General features: G+C 62.2%; 20 protein-coding genes. 9 read left to right on the forward strand and 11 right to left on the reverse strand.

What is annotated here, in order from left to right; genetic code table 11:
- The first annotated feature begins 286 nt into the window (after positions 1-286).
- The gene (gene ftsY, locus H6F58_RS06410; protein ID WP_146275015.1) at positions 287-1,468 is read left to right on the forward strand and encodes a signal recognition particle-docking protein FtsY; all 1,182 of its coding nucleotides are present in this window, start codon (positions 287-289) and stop codon (positions 1,466-1,468) included.
- Positions 1,469-1,829: 361 nt separating this feature from the next.
- Positions 1,830-3,968 carry an acyltransferase family protein gene (locus tag H6F58_RS06415; RefSeq protein WP_146275016.1) on the forward strand — a complete coding sequence of 713 codons (2,139 nt, stop codon included), beginning with the start codon at positions 1,830-1,832 and terminating at the stop codon, positions 3,966-3,968.
- Between the two features lie 64 nt (positions 3,969-4,032).
- Here H6F58_RS06415 and H6F58_RS06420 read toward each other — a convergent pair whose 3' ends face one another.
- Complete coding sequence (locus H6F58_RS06420; protein ID WP_348536379.1) at positions 4,033-4,701, reverse strand: DNA-3-methyladenine glycosylase; 669 nt, start codon at positions 4,699-4,701, stop codon at positions 4,033-4,035.
- 277 nt (positions 4,702-4,978) lie between these two features.
- Between H6F58_RS06420 and H6F58_RS06425 the strand changes: the two genes are divergently transcribed.
- Together H6F58_RS06425 and H6F58_RS06430 are read left to right on the forward strand one after the other, a co-directional pair.
- Positions 4,979-6,199, forward strand: a complete 1,221-nt coding sequence (locus tag H6F58_RS06425; RefSeq protein WP_060703365.1) for an ammonium transporter — start codon at positions 4,979-4,981, stop codon at positions 6,197-6,199.
- Between the two features lie 140 nt (positions 6,200-6,339).
- The gene (locus H6F58_RS06430) at positions 6,340-8,532 is read left to right on the forward strand and encodes a catalase (RefSeq protein ID WP_244652396.1); all 2,193 of its coding nucleotides are present in this window, start codon (positions 6,340-6,342) and stop codon (positions 8,530-8,532) included.
- A 214-nt stretch (positions 8,533-8,746) separates the two neighbouring features.
- On the opposite strand, the gene H6F58_RS06435 is transcribed toward H6F58_RS06430, so the two are convergent.
- From H6F58_RS06435 to H6F58_RS18150, 5 genes are all read right to left on the reverse strand, one after another.
- Positions 8,747-8,938, reverse strand: coding sequence for a CsbD family protein (locus tag H6F58_RS06435; RefSeq protein WP_060701468.1), 192 nt, complete (start codon positions 8,936-8,938; stop codon positions 8,747-8,749).
- 536 nt (positions 8,939-9,474) lie between these two features.
- The gene (locus H6F58_RS06440; protein ID WP_146275018.1) at positions 9,475-10,005 is read right to left on the reverse strand and encodes a hypothetical protein; all 531 of its coding nucleotides are present in this window, start codon (positions 10,003-10,005) and stop codon (positions 9,475-9,477) included.
- A 407-nt stretch (positions 10,006-10,412) separates the two neighbouring features.
- Positions 10,413-10,808, reverse strand: a complete 396-nt coding sequence (locus H6F58_RS18140) for a hypothetical protein (RefSeq protein ID WP_186468053.1) — start codon at positions 10,806-10,808, stop codon at positions 10,413-10,415.
- A gap of 130 nt (positions 10,809-10,938) precedes the next feature.
- On the reverse strand, positions 10,939-11,286 hold the full coding sequence (locus H6F58_RS18145) for a hypothetical protein (protein ID WP_244652397.1): 348 nt from the start codon (positions 11,284-11,286) through the stop codon (positions 10,939-10,941).
- 143 nt (positions 11,287-11,429) lie between these two features.
- Entirely contained in the window at positions 11,430-12,050 is a 621-nt protein-coding gene (locus H6F58_RS18150) for a hypothetical protein (protein ID WP_244652398.1), read from the reverse strand.
- A gap of 16 nt (positions 12,051-12,066) precedes the next feature.
- On the opposite strand from H6F58_RS18150, the gene H6F58_RS18155 reads away from it, so the two are divergent.
- From H6F58_RS18155 to H6F58_RS06460, 4 genes are all read left to right on the forward strand, one after another.
- Complete coding sequence (locus tag H6F58_RS18155) at positions 12,067-12,456, forward strand: hypothetical protein (RefSeq protein ID WP_244652399.1); 390 nt, start codon at positions 12,067-12,069, stop codon at positions 12,454-12,456.
- Positions 12,457-12,626: 170 nt separating this feature from the next.
- A complete protein-coding gene (gene ffh, locus H6F58_RS06450) occupies positions 12,627-14,192 on the forward strand; it encodes a signal recognition particle protein (RefSeq protein ID WP_060701474.1) in 1,566 nt (521 codons plus the stop codon).
- Positions 14,179-15,408, forward strand: a complete 1,230-nt coding sequence (locus H6F58_RS06455; protein ID WP_146275021.1) for a hypothetical protein — start codon at positions 14,179-14,181, stop codon at positions 15,406-15,408. Before ffh ends, H6F58_RS06455 begins: the two co-directional genes overlap by 14 nt.
- Positions 15,409-15,500: 92 nt before the next feature.
- A complete protein-coding gene (locus tag H6F58_RS06460; protein WP_146275022.1) occupies positions 15,501-16,694 on the forward strand; it encodes a hypothetical protein in 1,194 nt (397 codons plus the stop codon).
- Between the two features lie 111 nt (positions 16,695-16,805).
- Here the strand turns inward: H6F58_RS06460 and H6F58_RS06465 are convergent, their stop codons facing one another.
- Positions 16,806-18,503, reverse strand: coding sequence for an AMP-binding protein (locus tag H6F58_RS06465; protein ID WP_195181372.1), 1,698 nt, complete (start codon positions 18,501-18,503; stop codon positions 16,806-16,808).
- 231 nt (positions 18,504-18,734) lie between these two features.
- Between H6F58_RS06465 and H6F58_RS06470 the strand changes: the two genes are divergently transcribed.
- Entirely contained in the window at positions 18,735-19,535 is an 801-nt protein-coding gene (locus H6F58_RS06470; protein ID WP_195181373.1) for an IclR family transcriptional regulator, read from the forward strand.
- Between the two features lie 32 nt (positions 19,536-19,567).
- On the opposite strand, the gene H6F58_RS06475 is transcribed toward H6F58_RS06470, so the two are convergent.
- From H6F58_RS06475 to H6F58_RS06490, 4 genes are all read right to left on the reverse strand, one after another.
- The gene (locus H6F58_RS06475; RefSeq protein WP_195181374.1) at positions 19,568-20,530 is read right to left on the reverse strand and encodes a hydroxymethylglutaryl-CoA lyase; all 963 of its coding nucleotides are present in this window, start codon (positions 20,528-20,530) and stop codon (positions 19,568-19,570) included.
- Positions 20,527-21,786: a CaiB/BaiF CoA-transferase family protein gene (locus H6F58_RS06480; protein WP_195181375.1), complete on the reverse strand. Its 1,260-nt coding sequence runs from the start codon at positions 21,784-21,786 to the stop codon at positions 20,527-20,529. Before H6F58_RS06480 ends, H6F58_RS06475 begins: the two co-directional genes overlap by 4 nt.
- Positions 21,787-21,815: 29 nt before the next feature.
- Positions 21,816-23,234 carry an SLC13 family permease gene (locus H6F58_RS06485; RefSeq protein ID WP_195181376.1) on the reverse strand — a complete coding sequence of 473 codons (1,419 nt, stop codon included), beginning with the start codon at positions 23,232-23,234 and terminating at the stop codon, positions 21,816-21,818.
- 196 nt (positions 23,235-23,430) lie between these two features.
- On the reverse strand, positions 23,431-25,137 hold the full coding sequence (locus H6F58_RS06490) for an AMP-binding protein (protein ID WP_195181377.1): 1,707 nt from the start codon (positions 25,135-25,137) through the stop codon (positions 23,431-23,433).
- Between the last annotated feature and the right edge of the window lie 125 nt (positions 25,138-25,262).

The following is a 25,262-nucleotide window of genomic DNA, read 5'->3' on the forward strand; positions in this document are numbered from 1 at the left end:
TTGAAGCCGCTGATCCAGCGTGGCGCGCTCGTGCTTCATATCGTCCAATGGCGACATCATTTCGATGATAATCTGCGGGCCTGCCGGGCAGGACCAGCTTGTCGGGCCCGTGCTCCAAGGAGGGGCTCCTTGCTTGACGATTTGCAGCCGAGATTCAGCAGCAGCGGCACTGCCAGTGGGCCTCGCCGGTCGAGCTCCAAGAAATATCGAGAAACAAGGTTCTTCTTGTATGGTGCAGTACGGGGCATCGTCCCCAAAGGCGAGGAGGTGTGAGACGATTTAACGCGTGTCTGATTCGCTTACATTAACCATCATCATTGTCGCGGTTGTTGCCGTGGTGGGCATTGGCGTCATTGCCTTTGTCACCAAGGGCCGCAAGCCCAAGACTCCATATACTTCCGAGCGCGATGCTGACGACCTGCCAGCCGGTCAAGCCGCGGAAGGCACGACCGAGGCCGTTGCTGACGCCGCCGGTGCAACCGATGCGGCCGTCGCCGTTGAAGAGCCCGTCGTACCGGCAACGCCGCAGCTCGATGTTCCCGAACCGGTCCAGGGCAGATTGGCGCGACTGCGTGCCCGCCTGACCAAGTCCAACAACATGTTCTCCAAGGGACTGCTGGCACTGCTCAGCCAGGACACCATTGACGAGGATGTCTGGGAAGAAATCGAAGAGAATCTGCTGATGGCAGACCTCGGCACCGAACCAGCCATGGAGCTCGTCGATGCCCTGCGCGAACGCGTGAAGATCGAAGGCAGCAAGGATCCTGCCCGCGTGAAGGCCATGCTCCGCGAGGAACTGCTCAAGCTCGTGGATCCAAGCCTGGACCGCAGCTACCTGCCTGAGCCGCACCCGGATCGTCCAAGCATCATCATGGTCGTGGGCGTCAACGGCGTTGGCAAAACCACCACCATCGGAAAAATGGCCCGTGTCCTCGTCGCCGAGGACAAGGACGTGCTGTTGGGCGCCGCGGACACCTTCCGCGCTGCAGCCGCGGAGCAGCTGGCCACCTGGGGCGACCGCGTGGGTGTCCCAACAGTACGCTCCGACATCGACGGTGCCGACCCTGCCTCGGTGGCATTCGAAGCAGTTTCTGCCGGCATCGACCAGGAAGTCGACATCGTCATGATCGACACCGCTGGCCGTTTGCAGAACAAGGTCGGTTTGATGGACGAGCTGGGAAAGATCAAGCGCGTCGTCGAAAAGAAGGCCACCATTGACGAGGTGCTGCTCGTCTTGGATGCCACCACCGGCCAGAATGGCCTGCAGCAGGCCAAGGTCTTCTCGGAGGTGGTCAACGTGACCGGCATCGTGCTGACCAAGCTCGACGGCACCGCCAAGGGCGGCATTGTTGTCGCGATCCAGCGGCAGCTGGGCGTACCAGTGAAGCTGGTTGGCCTGGGCGAGGGCCCGGATGATCTGGCGCCGTTCAGCCCAGAGGATTTCGTGGACGCTTTGCTCGAAGGGTAGTAGGCAACGACAGGCCGGGTGGGCCCCGCTATGGCGGTCCCACCCGGCCTGTTTATGCGCCAAATTCGATGCGCCACGCCGATGCCGATCAGTTGATGAAAATCTGGACCGGCAGGGACATTGCCGGCCTGAACGCTCCGTTGCGCCTTGTCAATGCCAAAAATGATACGTATAGCCGCAGCCAGGGCATCCAAGCAGCCGCTTGTGGATGCCCAGGATTCCCAGAAACATGCCAGTTACCTTCGGTAGAAATGAAGGCTGGAAGTTTAACGTGAAATTACTACACCTGAACACCAGATGACGTTCGCACGACCAATTGTCTGGATCGTTCGGTCTCCACCCGCAAAGGATCTCTTAGGACGTGTTGTCGAACCAAGACCTGCCCTTGCCCATTCAACGCGACCCGAGGCCCAGGGCCTTCCGCGCTGACATCCAGGGACTTCGCGCCATTGCCGTTGGCATTGTGGTGCTCTATCATTTCTGGGGACATTACCTTCCAGGTGGATTCGTCGGCGTTGACGTCTTCTTTGTCATCTCGGGATTCCTGATCACCTCGCACCTCATTTCCAAACCGCCAAAGAATGTGGCAGATGTCGGGCGTTTCTGGATGCGCCGAGTCAAGCGGCTTATCCCGGCGTCCTTCGTCGTGATTCTTTGCAGCGTCGTGGGAATTTGGCTCATAGCCCCCACTACGGTGTGGCAAGACTGGGGCTTGCAGGCCATAGCTGCGACCTTTTATTTCCAGAATTGGTTCCTCGCCCTCACCAAGGTCGATTATCTGGCCGAAGGCGATGCCGTAAGCCCGTTCCAGCATTTCTGGTCGCTGTCCGCAGAAGAGCAGTTTTACTTCGTGTGGCCAATCCTGATTGGCGCTCTGGTCATTGTGGCGCTGCGGTTCCAGCGGAAGCCTGGGACCATGGCGCTAGCTGGAGTAGGCACAGTCTTTGCTGTGTCCCTGGGGTATTCCATCTACGCCACGGCCACGGATCCGGGCAGCGCTTATTTCTCCACCTTCACCCGTGCGTGGGAGTTCTCCGCCGGGGCGCTGGTAGCTGCCTTGGGAACCAAGATCCACGCAGCGAAGAAGGACTGGGTCAGCCTGGTAGGCGCATGGGGAGGCGTATTGGCCCTCGCCTTCAGCGCGCTGGCCTTCAGCGGCGAGATGCCGTTCCCCGGCTATATTGCCGCCGTCCCGGTATTGGGCACGGCCCTGCTGCTGCTTTCGCATTCCACGCACAAGTATTCGCCCAACATCTTCCTGAACACCAGGATTTTCCAATTCTTCGGTGACAACTCTTATGCGATCTACCTTTGGCACTGGCCGCTGCTGATCCTCATGCCGTACCTGGTCGATGACTTTGGATGGCCGCAGAAGATCATCGCCTTGGCCCTGACCTTGGTTCTTGCTGTCCTGACGCAGAAGCTGGTGGAAGTCCGTTTCCGGAAATTCATCGATACTTCCGCCCTCCTCTCCGCCCCGCGCTTCTTGGCAGCTGGAAGCCTGGTCCTCGCCCTTGTGGCAGGCAGCTTCTATCTGACCAGCACACGCATCATCCGGAATGCAGAAAATGTCGACGCCGCCCTTGCGTCGGTGCAAAAAGAACTGGGCGAGGACTGCTTCGGGCCAGAAGGCTTGTCGGATAGTTGTGATGATCCGCAGACGCTTCAAACCTCCTACGAGAGCGCTGCGCCTGCGCCTGTCGTTGCGAAAGAAGACAAGCCGCGGGTTTATGCGGACGACTGCTTCTCGGGCGCGGGGACAGATTTCGCGACTCGCCCCGTATGCAACTACGGACATGGGAAAATCAAGGTGGCACTGGTGGGCAATTCCCATGCGGGACAGTGGTTCCCTGCCATTGACAAGGTCGCCAAGGCACATGGCTGGAGCCTGGATACCTATCTGGCCAGCCGGTGTGCAGTACTCGATGCCCCGCAGGAGTTCGAGTCGGAAGAAGACGTTCAAGGCTGTAATGACTATGCCCGCTGGGCTACGAAGCAGTTTGAAAAAGAGGACTACGACCTGATCATCAGCTCCAACAGATTCGCCCAGCCTCTTGCGGGACGTACCTTGGCGGAGAGCGAGGCTCCGGGGCGCGATGCCTATGAAGAAATGCTCCAGGACTGGAGCGATACCGGGGCAGAGGTCGCGGTGATCCGAGACACTCCGTGGCCCGGGTCAACAGTAGGGAATATTCCGGACTGCGTGGCAGCGAATTCCTCGGACTACAAGGATTGCTCCGCAGCTGCTGACGAATGGATTCCCATGGACCCGCAGGCCGAAGCGGTCAAGGCGCTGGATGATCCGGACGTCGTGAACATCGACATGAATGATCAGCTGTGCGATGACACCACGTGCTATCCAGTTGTCGGAGGCGTCATGGCCTATTGGGACCACTCTCATTTGAGCGAGACCTATGTGCAAATGCTGGCCAAGACCGTCGACTCCCGCCTGCAGAAAGCCATTGATTCGAAAGAACTCTTTCCTGGATCCTCCAGCTGATACTGCAAGTTAATAGCAAAACAGAGCTGGCGCTGAACCATTCCTGGTTCAGCGCCAGCTCTGTTTATCCACGTGGCTTTGCTGGGGGTACCGGAGCGTCCCTCCCTGGACGGAAGGCAGAAACCGTCGGGTCGCCTTTCAGCCAGAATCGCCAAGGATAAGCAGGCCCACCGGCGACTCCTGCCACCCCGACACGAGGTCCTCTGGCAATATCACTCTCTGCCACTCCGCTTTGGACAATATGAAATGGCTCAGCCAGCAAATCCAAGCCGTCATGAGATTCACGAGTAATACCCATAGCCGCCGCGAGATTGCCAGGGCCGCGGGCCAACTGAGCATCCTTGACGTAATTCGATGCAGAGCGCGTACTCTGCTTGGCATGTCTTCGTTCCCGCGCCAGGTCGAGCCCCTGGACAATCTGTCCTGAACGTATCAAAACACCGGAAGCCACGTGTTCCCGTGAGCACACCAGATTCAACGCGAAGTGCATCCCATAGGTGAAATACACATAGGCGTGGCCCGGTGGCAGGAACATCGAGGCGTTGCGAGCGGTCTTCCGATCCTTGGAATGGCTACCCGGATCGTAGGGGCCGGTGGACCCGACCCCCAGATAGGCTTCGGTCTCCGTGATCCGCAGGCCTACCAGTCCCTGCGGAGAATCGACGCTGAGGATCGAGCCCAGCAGGCGAGGGGCCACGCTGAGCGCATCAGGCATGAAGAAGGATCGGTCCACGACCCCAGTATGCCAGCGCGTCCCCTTCCAGGCTTTTTCGCCCTGCATTCACACGGACACCGGCCATTCGTGAAGGCTTTGAAACATGCCGGAAACCGGTACGAGAACCAAACGTTACCCCCAAGCGCTCTTGGATACATTCTTGAAATGCGGCAGCGAGGGAACCGAAACATCGTTAGCGAAGAATAGTTTCAACACCGGGCCAATAACACCGCAAACTGCAGCAGGGCCCGACTCGCCACCGATACACCAAACACCTTGAGGGGAAGTGATCCAGATGGAGTTGGACGTAGCCAGCTTATGGATCCTGATAGCAGCCGCACTCGTACTGATGATGACGCCGGCACTGGGACTTTTCTACGGCGGCATGACGCGCGCTACCGGCGTCGTGAACATGATGCTGATGAGCTTCTCCGCCGCAGCAATCACCGCCGTTGTCTGGGTGCTATGGGGGTACTCGTTCTCCGCCGGTGAGCCAACCATCGCCGGAATCATCGGAAATCCAATCAGCGATTTCGCCATGCACAACACCGAACAGGCAGACCTGCTTTCGGCAGGATTCGCCGGCACCTTCGCCATGATTTCGGTGGCCATCATCTCCGGCGCCATCGCCGACCGCGCACGCTTCGCCCCATGGCTGTTCTTCATCCCGCTGTGGGTCACCCTGGTCTATGCGCCGGTTGCCTTCTGGGTATGGGGCGGAGGCCTGCTGTCCGCAGACGGCTTCCTCGGCAAGCTCTTTGGCGAAGCCATCGACTTCGCCGGTGGCGCTGTGGTCCACACCAACGCCGGTATCGCGGCTCTGGTGCTTGCGCTCAAGCTCGGCCAGCGCCATAACTTCCACGACCGCCCGCAGCCGCACAACACCCCGCTGGTCATGCTTGGTGCAGGACTCCTGTGGTTCGGCTGGTTCGGCTTCAACGCCGGCGCAGCGACCACCGTGGAACAGGCCGGCTTGATCTGGGTCAACACTCTGGCCGCGCCAGGCGCCGCAGTGCTTGGCTGGATCCTTGTTGAGAAGCTGCGCGGCGAGCGTGCAAGCTCGGTAGGCGTAGCATCCGGTCTCGTCGCCGGCCTGGTAGCCATCACCCCTTCTTGTGCAGACGTAGCACCATGGGCCGCACTGCTGCTGGGTGTCCTGGCCGGTGCCGGTGCAGCCTGGGCAGTGAACCTGAAGTGGAAGCTCGGCTACGACGACTCGCTTGACGTAGTGGGCGTCCACCTGGTCGCCGGCATCATCGGCACCCTCTTCCTTGGATTCTTTGCACTGCCAAACGAGGAAAGCGCAGGCGGCCTGTTCTACGGCGGCGGTCTCGCACAGCTCTTCGCACAGTTCATGACGCTTCTCGTGGTCATCGTCTTCTCCGCCGGCATGACGTGGATTATCGCCACGGTCATCGGCAAGTTCAGCCCATGGCGTGTATCGGCCGATATCGAAATCGCCGGTATCGACGAAGCTGAGCACAACGAGGCCGGATACCAGCTGGCATCCAAGTAAAGGGGTGGGAGCTGAAAAATAACAAATACATCATCAAGGGGTAGGACACGATTTCGGTGTCCAGGAAACCGCCGGTGGGCCATGCAGCCACCGGCGGTTTCCGCTTTTAACCGGCGTATCCAGGGGCAGATGTGTAAACCATGGGAATCGCTGGAACGGCTGGAGACCGCGAGCCGATGGCCTCTAGCGTGGAGAGCATCCAGCCAGTATTCCCGAGAAGCCAGGAGAACGCCATGGCCAATGAGCCGAAGCATCCAACTGATCAAGGGCAGCAGCCGGAATCGGTGCCGGGCCAGGACAGCGACATCCTGACCACATCGCAAGGTGCGCCGGTCAGCGATACCGACCATTCCCTGAAGACCGGCGAACGCGGTCCGACCTTGCTGCAAGACCACCACCTGCGCGAAAAGATCATGCACTTCGACCATGAACGCATTCCAGAACGCGTGGTCCATGCCCGCGGTGCCGGTGCCCATGGCTTCTTCACCAGCTATGGCAACGCCGAGGAGCTGACCCGCGCCGACTTCCTGAAACCCGGACGCACCACCCGCGTTTTCGTGCGGTTCTCCACCGTGGTCGGCTCCCGCGGTTCCATGGATACCGCCCGCGATACCCGCGGCTTCGCCACGAAGTTCTACACGGACGAGGGGATCTTCGACCTGGTGGGGAACAACATGCCGGTGTTCTTCATCCAGGACGGAATCAAATTCCCCGACCTGGTGCACGCTGCCAAGCCGCATCCCGATCGGGAAATCCCGCAGGCGCAATCGGCCCACGATACCTTCTGGGATTTCGTCTCGCTGCACACCCCGGCCCAGGCGCATGTGATGTGGCAAATGAGCGACCGGGCCATCCCGCGCTCCTACCGGATGATGGAAGGCTTTGGCGTGCACACCTTCCGCATGGTCAACGCGCTGGGCAGGTCTTCCCTGGTGAAGTTCCATTGGAAGCCGAAGCTCGGCGTCCATTCGCTGGTTTGGGAGGAATCGCAGTTGGCCGGCGGCGCAGATGCGGATTTCCACCGCCGCGATCTGGCCGAGGCGATTGATGCCGGCGCTTTGCCCGAATGGGAACTGGGTGTGCAGATCTTCGAGGATGACGGCACCTCGAGCTTCGAGGGGATCGACCTGCTGGATCCCACGAAGTTCGTCCCCGAGGAACTGGCTCCAGTCCAGCCGCTGGGCAAGATGGTGCTCGACCGCAATCCGGAGAACTACTTCGCGCAGACCGAGCAGGTCGCCTTCCATCCCGGGCACCTGGTGCCGGGCATCGACATTACGGATGATCCGTTGCTGCAGGCGCGGCTCTTCTCCTACCTGGACACCCAGCTCACGCGCCTGGGCGGCCCGAACTTCGCGCAGATCCCTGTCAACCAGCCGCAGGCACCGGTCAACGACATGTTCCGCGATGGGCTGCACCAGCACCGGGTGCCCGAGGGAATAGCTCCCTATAAGCCGAACTCGCTGGACGGCGGCTGTCCCTACATGGCGCAGCTCGGATCCGGGCAGCTGCCGCCACTGGAGTTCCCGCAGCCAATCGATGCCGGTAGGAAAGAACGCTCCGAACCGGCCAGCTTCTCGGATCACTACAGCCAGGCCCGCTTGTTCTACCTCAGCCTTTCGGGCGTTGAGCGGGCGCACGTCCAACAGTCCTACACCTTTGAGCTGGGCAAATGCACCGATGTCCAGGTGCGCCAGCGGCAGGTGGATTGCCTGGCCAACATCGACACCGGGCTGGCCGCCGGCGTGGCCAGGGCTCTGGGCCTGCCGGCACCGGCGGCACAGGAGCTTGGCGAACCTGAGCGAAGCCCCGCGCTATCCCAGATCGGCAAGAGCTGGCCGGTGGATGGGCGCAAGATCGGGGTCGTGTTCGACCGGGAAAACCACGATGATGTGCTGGCCATTCGTTCGGCGCTGAGCGAGCGCGGCATGGCCCCAATGCTGGTTTCGGCCAGGGGCGGAGAAATCGCTGGAGGAGTGGCAATCGACCGGACCTACCTGACGGCGCGGTCCATTGAATTCGACGCGCTGGTGCTGGTCGGGCCGCTGCCACCGGCCCCGGATGCCGAGGCTCCGCTGGATGCCAAGGCCGGGGATGCTGCCAGCGATGGGGATCTGGTCGATCCGCGGGCGGGTTTGCTGATCAACGAGGCCTACCGCCATTGCAAGGCCATCATCTGCCTGCCGGGAGAGTCCTCCGGCCTGCTCCGTGCCGTGGGCCTGCCAGATGAGGCTCCGGGAGTCAGCGTGGTCGAGGTCTCCGCGGTGGCCGACAGCGCCGCGCGGCTGCTATCCACGCATCGTGCGTGGGAACGGTTCCCGGCTGCGCGCTAGGCTCCGATTGCCGGGAACCGGGTTGCTGCAGCTTGCCTGCCTCCATCGAGGAATCCTGGATGTTCCGGCTAGGCTATTCAACCGCTGAATGACCGCGCATCGGTCGTGCTGTCTTGCAGGATGAGAACAGGGGATAGCGCCCGTGAAAACTCGCTGAACACAAAGTTGCGTCCCATGGAAATCATTCCATGGGACGCAACTGGGTCAGCGAATCTTAGGAGAGATCATCCTTGATGTCCTTGGCAGCATCCTTGACATGTTCCCCAGCCTGCTTGGCCTTGGCTGCGGCTTGGTCCTTGGCGCCTTCGGCCTGCAGACGCTCGTTGTCGGTGGCATCTCCCAAGGCTTCCTTGGCCTTTCCAGATGCTTCCTGGGCCTTGTTCTTGATCTTGTCTCCAATACCCATGGTTCCTGCTTTCTGAATTGATCTGATACTGACAATTTGAACTATAGAACGGATCTCGCCACGGGTTATTTTGGCTGAACGATTGCTGAGTGGTTGCATGGCGCAGCATATGAATCTCGTCCCGGATTTGGCGGGGTGACCCTTCAACGCAGTGGAAACTGCCGGCGGAGCATCTGTGTCGCCGCGAGGATCCCGGATGGCGCGCACACCGCTGGATCTGGCCAATGCACTCTGCCTTGCCTCGGAGCAGGCCGCCGTGGCCTGGCCCAGCTCCGGGCGGGCAATCCTGCGAAATCTTCGCCGCCTAGCAGTAATGCAACCAGGAAGCAACCGCGGTTGCGACCGGGGGCAGAAAATTTGATTACAACCACCGAGGGCGGCTGCTTATGCTGGTCCAGTTCCTGATCCCAGGAGGGGAACAGGCTGGTGGCGGAGCCAGCGCAGGACAGGGCAAACAGGCCGAGACGAACCCCCACGCGCCGGTTTCCCTTCCTGCCAGGCAGCGGGATCTGCGCAGGCCGCAGTTCAACGGTCCCTCAGCGGCTGTGCCCATCGCCATCATGATGTTCTTGCGGGGCAAAGCGATCGGCCCAGGTCTCGTCGCTCAATGCCACGAGCTGCTTGATCTGCGAATCGGCCCGGCGTGAAAGATCCTGCAGCAGTGCCCGATCCAGGCGCTGCTCGTGGGGGAGCATGAGCAGCAGCGTCTGCCACATGCGCAGCTTGGCATTGAGCAATCCGGTGAGAACATCCAGTTGGACCTGTGCAGCGGCTTGCGTGTGCTGCCGCAACGGGTTGAACGGGTTGGCCTTCCCGGCAAGCCGGGCCACAGGAGCCAGGAGCTTTCCGATTGGGCGCGGGCTGCAGCCGAGCGTGGCCATGATCTTCTTCAGGTCCTCTTGGTCCGCTTTCACTTGCTGGTGCAGGGATTCAAAGCGTTCTTCGAAGGCAGTTCCGGCCCAAGTGCCGTGTGCAGCCTTGAAATGATCAAGCCCGGATTCGGAGCCCAGCAGATGCCGGTCGAGGTAGCGATGCAAAGTGTCCTGGTCGATCGTCGATGGCGCCATGGCTTTGATTCTCCATTTGGTACGGGGGGAATTTCTTGTTCGCTTCGAAACCCTAGGGCACCGCCGCGACGCAACCAATCCGCGTCTAGGGATCTGCAGGTGGCGTCCAGCTAGCAACGGTGGCCTTGCCTGGGCCTGTTGTTCTTCGGATCTAAGCAGTTAAATGGGCCAGCTTGCCCAGGCTGCCGAATTTATCCGTCGTGCACAGCAGATGCCCGCAAAGCTTGGAAACCAAGAGTTGGCATCGCGGAGGTTTTTATGAGTCAAGACGAACTATGGTCATTGCATGCTTCTGGGACTATCCTGAGAGCCTGTTGTTGATTTGCGGTTTTGGGGGACTGGCAAGTTATGAAGCGACGTCATCACGATTTGGATATTTCTGTGCCTTCACAGGCACCGGCAACCACTCATGGATTTGCATATTTTGCTTTGGGGATCGCAGCGGTTGTGGGACTGAGCAGCGCGACGGCATGGCCAGTTCCGCCGCCAGTTCGCGTGGCCTCCAGCGACTTGGCCATTGAACAATTGGCTATCGCACCGCCGGGCCTCGTGCTGGTGATGGCACCCGAGTCGCAGGAGCCACTGCTCGGCGTGGTCGGCACGCTCAGCTCGGTTCCGAAGGGCGCTGCGATTGGGCAGGCCGACTCCCGATCAGCCCACGGTGCCATCCACCCGCAATCTATAGCCAACCAGCCCGCTGCGGCAGCGCAGGCGCAGCCGGCGTATCGGGCAGCCGCAAGCAACGCGCTGATCAGGCCAAACCTGTTGTCTTTCCAGCTCATGCGTCCTGTGTCTACGAGCATGATTTCCAGCCCCTTCGGCTGGCGCGGAAATCCGACAGGTCCTGGCCGGCAAATCCACATCGGCCAGGACTATCCCATAGCTTGCGGCTCGCCGGTGAGAGCTAGCGAGGACGGTATTGTTGTGGTCGCTTCATGGGCTGGCCATTCGGGAAATCGCGTCACCATTGACCACGGCAATCGGATCCAGACCGGATACAGCCACAATTCCCTGATCCTCGTTGGTGAAGGGCAAAGGGTAAGCCAAGGCCAAGTCATTGCGTTGGCGGGCACCACCGGCAATTCCACTGGCTGCCACGTCCACTTCGAGGTCATTGTCGATGGCCAGTGGCAGAACCCGAGCAAATATCTGGCCATGGGCCCAGGGCAATTCGCTTCGATGTTTCTCCCGGATGCTCCAGCGGTGGCGGCCAGCCGATTCCTCGCCGGCCAAAGTCCCCAGCGTCCACCAGCTCGCAGCTTGCAGGCTGCAGCGCAGCATCCCGCAAAAGCACCGCTGCACGAAGCGAAGCACGCAGCAAAGAAGCCGGTTCGCGCCCAGGGATCATCAAGCTCGAAGCCCGCGGCATCGCCGGCCGCGAAGCACCGGACGGACAAGGCGAAAACCACGGCTCCAAAGGTTCTTCAGCCGCGGCGCACGGCGCCAACCAAGCAGGCCGAGAAGCCACGCCCGGCAGGCACGCCGCCAGTAACGCCAACAAGGCCTGTATCACCGAGCGCTTCGCCGTCGCCGACGGAGCGCGCACAGACAATTACACCGGTGCCCACGCCAAAACCGAGCACGGCCAAGCCCACCGCATCTCCGAGCCTCGACGCGACATCCAGCCCGACTGCCACGCCCACCGCTTCGGCAAGTGCAAAGCCGTCGCTGGCTCCAGAACCGACGCAAGAATCCAAGCCGAGCATCGCGCCTTCGCCATCGCCGTCGGTACAGCCATCATCATCGCCTGAATCGCCGAAACCCACACCGAGCACATCGTCCAGCGTGCCGCCCACCGATGCCAGCCAGGCACCCATCGCTGATTCCCAGCCAACCGAAGGATCAGCAGGGGAGCCATCGCCTGAGCCGACAACCGCTTTGGAAGTGAACCTCAAAGTTCCGGAGAAGGCGCCAACAGCGAACGTGCCCAAGGCCGAGTTGTCATCCAAGGCCCCAGCCAAGAAAACTCCTCCGGCAACCAAAGTGACCGCCGCGAAGGCCATGGAATCCGAGGCGCCGGCCCGCCCTGCTGTGCAGGAAGCCAAGCCTGCTACGAAGCCCGTGAACAGGAAACCTGCTCAAGCGGCCACCGCCGCGCCGGCAAAGAAGCCAATGGCCAAGGCGGCTGCCTCCTCATCCAACGCGCCAAGTGCCAAGGCCAAGGCGCCGGTCGCTAAGGCCAAGGTGCCGGTCGCTAAAGCCAACGCACCAGTTGCCCAGGCCAAGGCACCAGTAGCTAAGCCCAAAGCCCCGGCGGCTAAGCCCAAGGCTCCTATTGCCAAGGCCCAGGTGCCGGTAGCGAAGGCCGCCCCGGCTCCGATCCCGCCCAAGAAGCTTGTGGCAGCTGTGCCGCCGGCCAGGCAGGCCGCCAGCAAGGCCTCGCCGAAGCCAGCCTCCGCAGAACCACGCAGTGCAGCCGTGGCCGCCAAGCCGGAAGCGAGCGCTCCGTAGCAACTGCCAGCTGCGCGCCCGTCGCCCATGACACCCCTTGGCTACGGGCGCGCACCGCGAAGTGATATGGAACTGGTTAGATCGTGCCGTGATTCTTGATATTCTTATAAGTCGAGTCCTGTGCGTTTTTGACGCGCACCACAAGACCTATCGAAAGAAGTGCCCGGCACGTGTTTAATTCACTTTCCGATCGCCTGACAGCAACCTTCAAGAACCTGCGCGGCAAGGGCCGCCTGACTGAAGCAGACATCGACGGTACAGTCCGCGAAATCCGCCGTGCCCTGCTCGACGCTGACGTTGCCGTCTCGGTGGTCCGCGCCTTCGTGGCCCAGGTGAAAGAACGCGCACTGGGTGCCGAGGTTTCCGAGTCCCTGAACCCGGGCCAGCAGGTCGTCAAGATTGTCAATGAGGAGCTTGTTGGCATCCTCGGTGGCGAAACCCGCCGCCTGAACCTGGCCAAGAACCCTCCAACGGTGATCATGCTCGCCGGTTTGCAGGGTGCCGGCAAGACCACCCTGGCCGGAAAGCTGGCCAAGCACCTGAAGTCCGAGGGCCACACCCCGATGCTTGTGGCCTGCGACCTGCAGCGCCCCAATGCAGTCAAGCAGCTGCAGATCAACGGTGAGCGTGCCGGCGTTCCGGTCTACGCGCCGCACCCGGGCGTCTCCTCGGAGTTCGACACCCCGACCGGCGACCCGGTCGCCGTTGCCCGCGACGGCATCGCCGAAGCCAAGTCCAAGCTGCACGACGTGGTGATCGTCGATACCGCCGGCCGCCTGGGCGTGGACACCGAGATGATGGCCCAGGCCGCGAACATCCGCGCCGCCATCAACCCGGACGAAGTGCTCTTTGTCATCGATGCCATGATCGGCCAGGACGCGGTCAACACCGCCCAGGCCTTCCATGAGGGCGTCGACTTCACCGGCGTGGTGCTCTCCAAGCTCGATGGCGATGCCCGCGGTGGCGCCGCCCTGTCGGTAGCCTCGGTGACCGGCAAGCCGGTCATGTTCGCCTCCACCGGCGAGAACCTGGACGATTTCGAGATCTTCCACCCGGACCGCATGGCTTCGCGCATCCTGGACATGGGCGACGTCATGACGCTCATCGAGCAGGCCGAGAAGAACTGGGACAAGGGCGAAGCCGAGCGCATGGCGAAGAAGTTCGCCGACCAGGAAGACTTCACCCTGGACGACTTCCTCGCCCAGATGGCCCAGATCAAGAAGATGGGCTCGATGAAGAAGCTGCTGGGCATGATGCCCGGCGCGCAGATTTCCCGCCAGCAGCTGGAGCAGTTCGACGAGCGCCAGATCGACCGCGTGGAAGCCATCGTCCGCTCGATGACCCCGCATGAGCGTGTCGCGCCGAAGATCATCAACGGCTCGCGCCGCGCGCGTATCGCCAAGGGTTCGGGTGTCTCGGTCTCCGAGGTCAACCAGATGCTCGAGCGCTTCACCGAAGCACAGAAGATGATGAAGAAGATGGCCGCTGGCGGCGGCATCCCGGGCATGCCAGGGGCAGGCAAGGGCGCTGCCCGCAAGGCGAAGGCCAAGGGCAAGGGCAAGAAGCAGCAGAAGTTCGGCAACCCGGCCAAGGCCGCGCAGGCCGAACTGGAGGCCAAGAACAAGAAGTCTTCGGCACCAGCCGGGGCCTCCTTCGGACAGGGCGCCAACCAGGACTTCGATCCATCGAGCCTGAACTTGCCAGCCGGCTTCGAAAAGTACCTTGGCAACAAGTAGTCACGAGTCCTTGCAGGGCGGCGACCAGGCGCAAACGCTGGTCGCCGCCCTGACTCTTATCTTCGAAGAACCGAACGCCGGGCAGGCCGAAGCCAAGGTCCGGGAGCTGCTGGCCGCTCGTGAGGTCATCTCTGTGGTCTCCATCCCGGTGCCTTGGAATGGACTGTCCATTATCGAGATCAGCATCGCGGTAAATCCCGAAGGCCTGTTGTTTTTGGCCAACGCGGGAGGCAGCCTGAGGCTGGGCCAGCAGGTCGAGGATTTCGCACTGGCGTTGAAGCTGGGCACCGGTGCGCTATATGTCGACCAGGACGACATCGAGGTGCAAAGCGGGGAACCCATCGACGATCCGCGGCTGGAGGCCATGCCTTCGGGGCGTTCCCTGGTCATCGGCGCGCTGAACGAGCCGGACATGGGGATGTGGGCGTCCGCGAGCAAAACCAGCTGGCAGCTTTTGCCGCCGGAGCCCGGGGCCGCAGCCGTGGCCGTGCACGAAGGCTTTTTGGTGGGCGGTGTTATTTCGTCGAGCCAGCATCCGGCGATTATGCTCAGCCGCACCGGCGCGCGATTCACCGCGAACTTCTGGTTCCGCAAGCAGGCGGTTAAGCTCGGTGGGCTTCCAGCCTGGGTTCATATCTGGCCAGTCGCGGCCAGCCCCGCTTTCTGGCCGGCGGAACAAAGTCCCGCCAGAAGGGAATTGGACTGGTTGATAGCCAACCAGGACAGCATCGATGAGCAGGAGCTTGATGAGCTCGCTGGGCTATCGGTGGGCGCCCAAGAGATCGAAAGGCTCAAGCAGGTACTGGTCGGCACCGGCAGCCTGGAATCGGTGGAGCGGGTGCTGGAAGCCTTTGGGCACGAACCGGCGCTGGCCCGCTACCTGGAGGATGCAGTTCTTCCCGAGGGCGCGCGGCAGATCGAGCCGGTGGGCATGGCAAAGGCCGTGGGCCGAGCCATGATTGCCGAATCCCGAAAGATCAATGCCCGGCCGCGGTGGTACAACGCGTCGTCGTGGAAGCCTGTGGCGCAGCTGGTGCTAGGCCTTGCGGAGGCATTGGTGTTCTCGCTGATGCTGGCAGGAACCAATTGGCAAGAGCCTTGGATGCCGCTCTGGGCCATCGTGCTGCTACTGGTGCTTGGCTATGCGGATGCTGCCGGGAACACGGCCTTCGGCGCGCTGCGCTGGTGGCGTTCCCGGGGCCGACGCTACCGCTAGCGTTGGCCCGTACGTTCTCTTCCATGTGGGTACCGGTTACCGCCTATGATTGACATATTGCCATCTTCAATTGACCAAAGGGGCTACTCTTCGTGGATTCAACCGAGTTCAACTACCTCAACCTAGAGTTCATTTTCATGGGCGACAAGCCAGACGCTGCCGAAGTCGTGCGCACCGCATTGGCCGACCGCCGATTGCTGGGATTCGTTGGGGGAGCCGTCGAGCGAGAGAACTCCACCGAGGTACTCGCCGAGGTTGCAACTGTCAGCGAAGCCCGGGATGCGGTGCTCTACCGCATCGATGCCAAGGGCAAATTGCGCGAAGGTTCCCGGGTCACCAAGCTGGTGCACGAATTGAAGAACTCGACCGAGGCCGACTACGTGCTGGTTGACGGAGATGAGATCGACGGGCCAACCCCCGATGATGACATTCTCGGGGACCTTGGGGCTACCAATGAGCTGCTTCACGGGGCAACGCTGAAGGCCTCGGAACTGGTGCTCGCCGCCGGCTTCGACGATAACCAGATCAGCGTATGGAACACTGATTCCGGACTCATGGCAATGCCGACCCAGCCGGTCTTCTCGCCTGGAATCGCCCGCTCCAACCGCCCATTCCTGTCGCTGGCCCGCACCGGCAATGTCATCACGGCCACCGTTGAAGCCAAGCGCCCGCGGCGCGAGCTCTACGGCCCGTCGCTGATGATGGTTCTGGATCTGGAACGCCAGGTCATTCTCGAGCCCGAGACGGATTCTCCAGCCGAGCAGCGCCTCAGGGAACTTGATGCGCTGCTCTTGGGCATCGATGAGCAGACGGTGCAGCTGCTGGATGAACTGGTCTCCGACCCATTGGCACGAGACGAGGCTTTGGGACTGCTGCAGCGTCCGGTTGATTTGGCGGGCATGAAGCGCTTTGTCGCTTTGCTGGGCTTCGACCCGCGAAGCGTAGACTACCTGACCGGCCGCCCGATTCCGGAGGACCGCCGTGTCATTTCCACCGGCGGGCCTTTCCGGAGCTTGCGCGCCGCCTTGAGCGAGCAGGAACGCGAAGCCACCGGGCTCAAGCGGGTGCTCTTCCGTGCAGGGTGGAACCCGCAGGCCTTGATCGGCTCCGGTGCTTTGGTCTTGGCCTCTGGGCTGGGTGTTCATGCGGTATTGGCCAAGAGCGAGAAGTTCGCATGGCTTCCCAAGCCAGCCCGCCAGCTGCTGATGCTCGCTTGGTACGCTGACGGAGCGTTCTATCTGGGCAAGGGAATTGTTGATGCCGCGAAGGCCAAAAGAGATTTTTGAGCCATAACCGGCAGATTTTCATAGGGCACCGGCGGGGAGCAGCTCGATTGAGCTGTCCCCGCCGGTGCTTTATTGCGTTGAATGCACCCAAGCATCGCAAGCTGCGATATTTCAGTCCTGGAAGTCGGTATCGCGGAATTCATGGGGCGGGATCTTGCCGGCCGCATGCTGTTCTTCTTCGGCCAGGCGCAATTCAACCCGGCGGATCTTCCCGGATATGGTCTTGGGCAGATCCGAGAATTCCAAGCGGCGAATCCGCTTGTACGGGGCCAAATGCTCACGGCAGAACCCGAGGATAGCTTTCGCGGTGGCAGCGCTGGGCTCATAACCGGAAGCCAGGATGACAAAGGCCTTGGGCACCGAGAGCTTCAGCGGATCCGGTGAAGGGACGACAGCAACTTCGGCCACGGCGGGATGCTGCAGAGCCACGGACTCCAGTTCAAATGGGCTGAGCTTGTAATCGCTGGATTTGAAGACATCGTCCGCCCGCCCGATGTAGGTCAGGATCCCTTCCTCATCGCGTTCGGCAATATCCCCGGTGTGGTAGAGCCCGTCGCGCATTGCTTCGCCGGTCTTCTCCTGATCATCAAAATAGCCCTTCATCAGGCCCACCGGACGTGGATCCAGGCGCAGGCAGATTTCGCCAACCTCGGCCAGCTGGCCGGTGGTTGGATTGCGCAGTTCGACATCATATCCAGGCATCGGGCGCCCCATGGCACCCACCTTGAGCGGTTCCCCGGGGGAATTGGCGATTTGCACGGTGGTTTCGGTCTGCCCATAGCCGTCGCGGATCACTTGGCCCCACGCGTTGCGCACCTGGTCGATGACTTCGGAGTTCAGCGGTTCGCCGGCCGAAACCAGTTTGCGCGGAGGATTTTCCAGTATGGCAAGATCCGCCTGGATCAAATAGCGCCAGACGGTCGGCGGCGCGCAGAAGCTCGTGACGTTTTCCTTCTCCATCTGGCCCATCAGCGTCACCGGGTCGAAGCGGTCATAGTTGAAGACAAAGACGGTGGCTTCGGCGATCCACGGGCCGAAGAAATTCGACCAGGCGTGCTTGCCCCATCCGGGGGAGGCGACGTTCAAATGAACGTCGCCGGGTTCCAGCCCAATCCAGAACATGGTTGCCAGATGGCCTACCGGATACGAGGTATGGGTGTGCTGCACGAGCTTGGGCTGGGAGGTGGTTCCGGAGGTGAAATACAGCAGCAAGTTCTCGTCGGCACGAGTTGGGGCATCCAGCGAGAACTCGATGGGTGCGCGATGCGAATCCTCGAAATGCAAGGTTCCAGCCTCGGGGACTCCGCCCACCTGCACGATGGTGCGGGTCCCGGGAACTGAGTGGAGCTTTTCCAGTTGGCCGTGACCGGCGATGACCCATGAAGCGTTGCCGCGTTCGAACCGGTCAGCCAGATCCTCGCTGGTGGCCTGGGTGGTCGTAGGGATGATCACGGCGCCCAGCTTCATGCCGGCCAGCATCGTTTCCCACAGCGCCACCTCGTTGCCGAGCATCACAATGATCGCCTCGCCGCGCCGCAGCCCGTGATCGCTCAGCCAGCGGGCCACCTGGGTGGAGCGCGCGGAGAGCTCGGACCAGCTATATCGGGCGGTGCTGCCATCTGGTTCAGCCAGGATCAGCGCGGGTTCGCTGGCGCGCTGCGGATCCTGCGCGATGGCGTCGAACCAGTCATAGGCGAAGTTGAAGTCGGTGAACTCCGGCCAGGCGAACTCGGCCCGGGCCCTGTGGTAGTCATCGCGGGCGTCCAAAAGCAGGTCGCGTGCGGCTCGGAACTTCTCGGTATTGCTCATCGCAGTCCTTTGCGTCGGGGCGACATCGCCAGCAGCCGTCATTGTTCGTTGCCACTCAATATACGGTAGCGATCAGCAGGACGAGGCGCCGCCTGACCGTGTGCATGAGGCGGGGTCCAGAGGCCTTGTTTCCCCTTGATGCCTACCTGGTCAATCCAGCAGTGCGGCCCTCGATGCGCGGTGGGAGAAAGAATTGGACGGTAATGGCTGTGATGGTCTAGCGTCTGAAATATGCCAAAGGAACGAGGTCCCGCCAAGAAACAGAATCCGCTTCTTGTGCTGGGAAAAATCAGCGCCATCCTTGATTCCTTTTCCTTGCGCCAGCCGGTTCTGACCCTCGCTGATTTACGCGAGGCCACCTCCATGCCGGCCTCCACGGTCCAGCGGCTGGTGGCCAACCTGGTGGAGCAGGGCTTCTTGGACCGCGAGGGGGATGGCTATCGCATTGGCATGAAGATGGCCTACTGGGCTGCGCCTGCCACGCGCGGCAAGGAAGTGCTCGACGTGATCAGCCCGCTGCTCGCAGAACTCCGGGATGGCACCGGGGAAACGGCCTGCCTTTTCCGTGCTGAAGCGGTGTACCGGGTCTGCGTTGGCATCGCCGAAACCCGCCACGTCCTGCGCAGGGAAATGCATCTGGGGGAGCTGGCGCCGCTGCATGCCGGCTCTGCCGGCCGTGTGCTGCTGGCCTGGAAGCCGGAGCTGATGCAGCGACTGGTTGAGGGCTCGCTGGAGTCCCTGACCTCCTCGACGATTACCGGCCTTGACGACTTGCAGGCGGCTGTGGAGGCGACCCGCGCTGATGGTTTTGCCATCACCATCGGAGAGCGTGAAAGCGGCGCCTCCGGCTTGTCGGCACCGGTTTTCGACTCGGCGGCCCGATTGGTGGCTGCCGTGACCATTAGCGGACCGACCCTGCGCATGCCGCAAGCGGTCTGCGAGAGCTGGGTTGAGCCTTTGCTGGAAACGGCTGAGCGGATGACCCGCTTGATAGGCGGGCGTTTCCCCGGGGAAACCCACCGCCCCGCATAGCGGCGAGGCGATGGGCTGATCGTTCGAGGTGCCTAGGAACGGGCGCTGTCCATGGCGCTGGGCCCCGAGGGGATCACCCATTCGAAGGCCTTGGCCTTGGACCGGGCTCCCTGAGCCGACTTCGACCGGTTTGGCTCGCCCAGCTGGGCCAGCAGCGCTTCGGAAAGCTGCACCAGTTCGCCAAAGCGTTCCGGGGTCAGCCACTGGGGACGGGTAGCGAAGAGGATATCCTCGCTCGACGTATTGCCGCTGGCTCCTGGAGCGAAGGGGCAGCCGCCCAGTCCGCCCAATGCGCCGTCCACCACATCGGCCCCGGCCGCGATGGCAGCCAAGGTATTGGCCACTCCCAGCCCCCAGGTGTCGTGGCCGTGGAAGACGATGCGCCGCTGCGGCGAATTTGCGCGCACATTGCTGATCAGCGAGGCCACCTGGGCGGGGACTGCCTGGCCCAAGGTGTCGCAGATGACGATGTCGCAGGTTCCTTCGGCCCGGGGGTCATTGGCGATCTCCAGCACCCGCGACTCGGGAACCTGGCCGTCAAAGGGGCAGGTGAATGAGGTGGCCAGGCACAGCTGGATTCTGCCGTTGACCGCCTGCGCGTACCTGATGGCCTCGGGCAGGGCCTCCAGGCTCGCTTCTGTGCTGCGCGAGATGTTGGCCTGGTTATGCGCGTCGGATACCGAGAGGCAGTACTGGAAGTTGGTGATGCCCGCCTTGGCCGCCTTGGCGACATGTCCGGGCGTGGCCACCCAGATCCAGCAGTGGGCCAATTCCTCCGCGGTCAGCGCCTCGGCCACCGCCAGGGTATTGGCCATCGGCGGGACCAGGTCGGCGCGGGCCATCGAGCCCAGCTCGATTTCCTGGACGCCCAGGCGCAGCAGTTCCCGGACGGTCGCGATTTTCTGCTCGGTGTCCAGCAGCTTTCCGGTCAGCTGCAGGCCGTCGCGCAGGGTGACGTCGCGCAGGGTCGCTGCCGGGGTGAAGGAGTAGCTCATGCTTGGCTCGTTTCGCTGTTGGTGGCGTTGATGATTTCTTCTGGGCTGTAGCCCAGCAGGGTGCCCAGGATTTCTCCGGTATGCTCGCCCAGGTCCGGGCCGAGGCTGCGGATGGGCAGGGAGGCGGATCCCACCACCGGCACTATTCCGGGGAACCCAACCTCGGGCAGGATTTCCTCGCCGGTGGATACGCTGAAGTTCTGGATCATGTTCCGGGCTTGGTACTGCGGCTCCTTCACGATGTCCTCGGCGGTGTAGATGGGACCGGCCGGCACTCCGGCGGCGTCGAGGATTTCCAACGCCTCCTTGGAGTCCACAGTGCTGCTCCATGCGCCGATGGCCTCGTCGAGCATTTCGCGTTGTTCCCACCGTTGGGCGTTGGATTTCAAGGATGCATCGCTGGCCAGGTCGGGGCGCCCGATGGCTTCCATGTACCGGCGGTAGATTCCATCGCCATTTCCGGCCACGACGATGCTCGCTCCGTCGGCACAGAGATAGGCGTTGGAGGGAGCGATGCCTTCCATGCGCCCGCCGGTGCGGGTGCGCGATTCACCATAGGCGCCCTGGTCGGGGATGAGCGATTCCATCATGGAGAACATGGCCTCGTGCAATGCCACGTCGATGATCCGGTGATCCAGCGGCAGCGGCTTTCCAGGGGCGCTCTTGCGGTCGCGTTCAAAGAGCGCCATCACTGCCCCGAAGGCGGCATAGAGCCCGGCAATGGAGTCTCCGATGGATACGCCCACGCGCACCGGCGCCCGGTCCGGGTCGCCGACCAGGTTGCGGAATCCGCTGAAGGCTTCGGCCACCGCGGCAAAGCCGGGGCGTTCGGCCAGCGGGCCGGTTTGGCCGAAGGCGGAGATCCGGGTGATCACCAGATTCGGGTTGGCGGCGCTGAGCTGCTCGGGGCCCAGGCCCCATTTTTCCAGGGTGCCGGGCCGGAAATTCTCCAGCAATACATCGCATTCACGCACCAGGTCGAGCACGGCGGCCCGTCCGGCATCGCTGCGCAGATCAAGCACCACCGATTTCTTGTTCCGGTTGATGGTGCGGTAGAGCATCGACACGCTGCCCTTTTTCAACCTCCAGTTGCGCAGTTCGTCGCCGGTTTCGGGGCGTTCGACCTTGATGACTTCGGCACCGAAGTCCGCCAGCAGGCGCCCTGCGGTGGGTGCGGCAATGTAGTTGCCCAGTTCCAGAACGCGGATGCCTTCTAGCGGGGCGATAGCCGGGGTGTTGGCCTCTAAGCGGCTCATGGATAGCTCCTTGGGTCAGCTGGCTGGAATTAGATGAAGATGCTCATGACCAGGACAAGTCCCAGTGCGATCACCGATGCGACGGAGACGCCGACGGTCACGGACTTCAGGGCGCCCCGGACGGTTTGGCCCAGCAGGGATTGCAGGAGCCAGAAGGTGTTGGAGGTGACGTGGATCATGAACAGCGAGCCTGCCCCGGCGGCCAGCGCGATGAGCACCGGATCCAGTCCCAGGGCCGGCGCGATCGGGGCGAGCATGCCGGCGGCGGTGATGGCCGAGAGGGTGACCGAGCCTACCGCGATGTGCAGGACCGCGGCGATGACCCAGACGACGACCAGGGGAGCGACGGCGCTGGCGCTGAAGAATCCGCCGAGGATATCGCCCAGGCCGGCGGCGGCCACGGTGGCAGCCAGCGAACCGCCGGCACCGGTGAGCAGCAGGATCTGGCCGCTTTCCTTGAAGCCGGTGGTGATGGCTTCCTCGACGCCCTGCTGGCCGATGGCGCCGCGTCCCACAATGGTGGTGCCGATCAGTCCGATGAGCAGCGCGACCACCGGGTTGCCGACCAGCTCGAGCACGGAATTGTGGATCTCCGCAATTTGGGTCACCGCGCCGATGGCGATCAGCAGCAGCGACAGCAGCAGTGGCGCAAAAAGGAGCAGCAGCGAAGTTTCCCTCTTGCGCTCCTGGTCCACGGCGAGCTTCACGGCGCTGGCCTGTTCATCCTCGTTGGGCAGGGGAGTCCGGGACATCTGCCCGGGGCCAGATGGGTTGGCCTGCGGGAAGTCGTCTTCTTCGAAGACATGCTGCTCGTCGCGTTCGGGCTTCCAGAACCCGCGGCGGAAGACGAAGGACATCACCATGGTGGCCAGCAGGACCGTGGGCACTACCAGCAGCAGCCCGCAGATCAGCATGGTGCCCAGCGGCACGCCGAGCACGCCGGCCACGGCCAGCGAGCCGACGCCGGGAACCATGAAGATGATGCCGCACTCCAGCGAGATGGCCATTGCGGTGGCCAGGCGGGCGGTGCCCATGGGGCCGATCTTTGGCGCCATGCGCCGTGCCAGCGGGGCGGAAATCACCAGCAGCACGTCGACAAAGATCGACTGCAGCACGGTGCTCATGGCTACCGCCATGGAATACGGCAGGTATTTCGGGCCAAAGACGCTGAGCAGTTTTTCCACCAGGCGCCGGATCGCTCCGGCCTGGTTCAGGATCGACCCCATGAGCACGCCGAAGGCGATGAGCAGGCCGACTTCCACCATGATGTCGCCGAAGCCCTGGGTGATGGTTTCGATGGTCTTGGTGATTCCCAGCTGGGTGCTCAGCCCCAGATACAGGGAGCCGAGAATCAGGCCGATGACGGGATTGACCTTGAATTTCACGATCAGCAGCACCGTGGCGAGCACAGCCACGGCGGTGTTTATCAGAATCGCTGTATCTGACATGGGGTTCCGATCTTCATTGAATACGGGGGCAAAGTGAGCTGGGTCACGAATCTCTGATTCATAGTATGGGTCGTAACTCACAATGTAAACTTCGTGTCATGCTCGAGTCACACGTCCATTGGCTCCTGTTCGTTAAACGAAAACGGGTCCCGCAGCCTATGGCTGCGGGACCCGCCGGGACGCGGAATTTCCGAGGCTAGGATTTCAGCGAAGGGAAATCGGTGTCCTTGTATTCGGTGCCGGCCGGATCGCCGCCCTGGAAGCGGCGCTCTTCGGCCTGGCGCAATTCCACGCGGCGAATCTTGCCCGAGATGGTCTTGGGCAGCTGGGCGAACTCGATGCGCCGCACCCGCTTGAAGGCCGACAGGTGCTCGCGGCAGTGGGCAAGGATCGACTCGGCAAGCTCGGGACCGGGCTGCGCGCTGCTGGTTGGAACAATGTAGGCCTTCGGCACGCTCAAGCGCAGTTCATCCGGCGCCGGGACAACTGCCGCCTCGGCGACCCCGGGGTGCTCGATCAGCACCGACTCCAGCTCGAACGGGCTGATCTTGTAGTCGCTGGACTTGAAGACGTCGTCCGCGCGCCCGACATAGGTCAGCACCCCGCGCTCATCGCGTTCGGCGATATCCCCGGTGTGGTAGACGCCGTCGCTGAACACCTCGGCAGTCTTCTCCGGGTTTTCGAAATACCCCTTCATCAGCCCCAGCGGGCGCGGTTCGGTCATCAGGCAGATTTCGCCCACGTCGCCAACTTCGCCCGTGGCCGGGTCGCGCAGGACGATGCTGTAGCCGGGCATTGCGCGGCCCATGGCGCCGATGGTGATCCGCTCGCCCGGAGGATTGGCGATCTGCACCGTGGTTTCGGTTTGGCCAAAGCCGTCGCGGATGACCTGTCCCCAGAACTTGTGCACCTGGTCGATGACTTCCGCATTCAGCGGCTCGCCGGCCGAGACCAGTTTTTGCGGCGCCGTCTTCAAGGCGCCCAGATCCGCCTGGATCAGCAGGCGCCACACGGTGGGCGGCGCGCAGAAGCTGGTGACCTTTTCGGCATCCATCTGGTTCATCAGCGCGATCGGGTCAAAGCGGTCGTAGTTATAGAGGAAAACGGTCGCTTCGGCGATCCAAGGCGCAAACAGGTTGGACCACGCATGTTTTGCCCAGCCCGGCGAAGCGACATTCAGGTGCACATCCCCGGGTTCCAGCCCGATCCAGAACATGGTGCTCAAATGGCCCACCGGGTAGGACGTATGGGTGTGCTCAACCAGCTTGGCCTTGGAGGTGGTGCCAGAGGTGAAGTAGCGCAAGAGCGTTTCATCTGCGCGCGTGGGGGAGCCGAGCTGGAAACTGGCCTCGGCCTGGTGGGACTGGGCGAAGTCGAGAATTCCCTCTGGGACGCTGCCGCCGATCTGGATCAGCGTGTAGTCCCCGGGCACGGTGTCGAACTTCTGGATCTCGGCCTCATTGGTGATCACCCATTGGATGTGCCCGCGATCGATCCGGTCGGCCAGATCCGTGGGCGTCAGCTGCGTGGTGCACGGGACCAGGATGGCGCCGAGCTTGATCCCGGCGAGCATCGACTCCCAGAGCTCAACCTGGTTGCCGAGCATGACGGCAATGGAATCCGAGCGGTTCACGCCCTGGTCGGAAAGCCAGCGTGCCAATTGGGTGGAGCGCTCGGAGAGCTCGGCCCAGGTGCGCCTGATTGAGCCGCCATCGCGTTCGGTGATGATCAGCGCCGGGGTATCAGCCCGCTGCGGATCCTTGGCCACCTGGTCGAACCAGTCGAAGCCGAAATTGAACTCGCTGAACTGGGGCCAGCGGAACTCGGCCCGCGCCTGTGCGTAATCGTTGCGCAATTCCAGGAGTCGATCGCGGGCAGCTCTGAATTCATCGGTAACGCTCACAACTAACCTTCCCTCGCGTGGACAATGACGCCCCGTCGATAAAGTGAGGCGTATCACTTGCCAATATACTTGGAAGTCCAAGGGTTTGGAAGCGTTGTTACCCGCCGAAGTCTTGAATCACCTGA

It is taken from the genome of Glutamicibacter sp. FBE19 (genome assembly GCF_015524875.1).
Classification (GTDB): domain Bacteria; phylum Actinomycetota; class Actinomycetes; order Actinomycetales; family Micrococcaceae; genus Glutamicibacter; species Glutamicibacter halophytocola.

Coding starts and splice junctions, on each gene's coding strand:
- H6F58_RS18140 (WP_186468053.1), bottom strand. CDS start 10,808: ATGCTCGTAGACACAGGACGCATGAGCTGGAAAGACAACAGGTTTGGC.
- H6F58_RS06485 (WP_195181376.1), bottom strand. CDS start 23,234: ATGTCAGATACAGCGATTCTGATAAACACCGCCGTGGCTGTGCTCGCC.
- H6F58_RS06440 (WP_146275018.1), bottom strand. CDS start 10,005: ATGGCGCCATCGACGATCGACCAGGACACTTTGCATCGCTACCTCGAC.
- H6F58_RS06465 (WP_195181372.1), bottom strand. CDS start 18,503: ATGAGCAATACCGAGAAGTTCCGAGCCGCACGCGACCTGCTTTTGGAC.
- H6F58_RS06425 (WP_060703365.1), top strand. CDS start 4,979: ATGGAGTTGGACGTAGCCAGCTTATGGATCCTGATAGCAGCCGCACTC.
- H6F58_RS06480 (WP_195181375.1), bottom strand. CDS start 21,786: ATGAGCCGCTTAGAGGCCAACACCCCGGCTATCGCCCCGCTAGAAGGC.
- H6F58_RS06475 (WP_195181374.1), bottom strand. CDS start 20,530: ATGAGCTACTCCTTCACCCCGGCAGCGACCCTGCGCGACGTCACCCTG.
- H6F58_RS06470 (WP_195181373.1), top strand. CDS start 18,735: ATGCCAAAGGAACGAGGTCCCGCCAAGAAACAGAATCCGCTTCTTGTG.
- H6F58_RS18145 (WP_244652397.1), bottom strand. CDS start 11,286: ATGCTGCGCTGCAGCCTGCAAGCTGCGAGCTGGTGGACGCTGGGGACT.
- H6F58_RS06435 (WP_060701468.1), bottom strand. CDS start 8,938: ATGGGTATTGGAGACAAGATCAAGAACAAGGCCCAGGAAGCATCTGGA.
- H6F58_RS06430 (WP_244652396.1), top strand. CDS start 6,340: ATGGGAATCGCTGGAACGGCTGGAGACCGCGAGCCGATGGCCTCTAGC.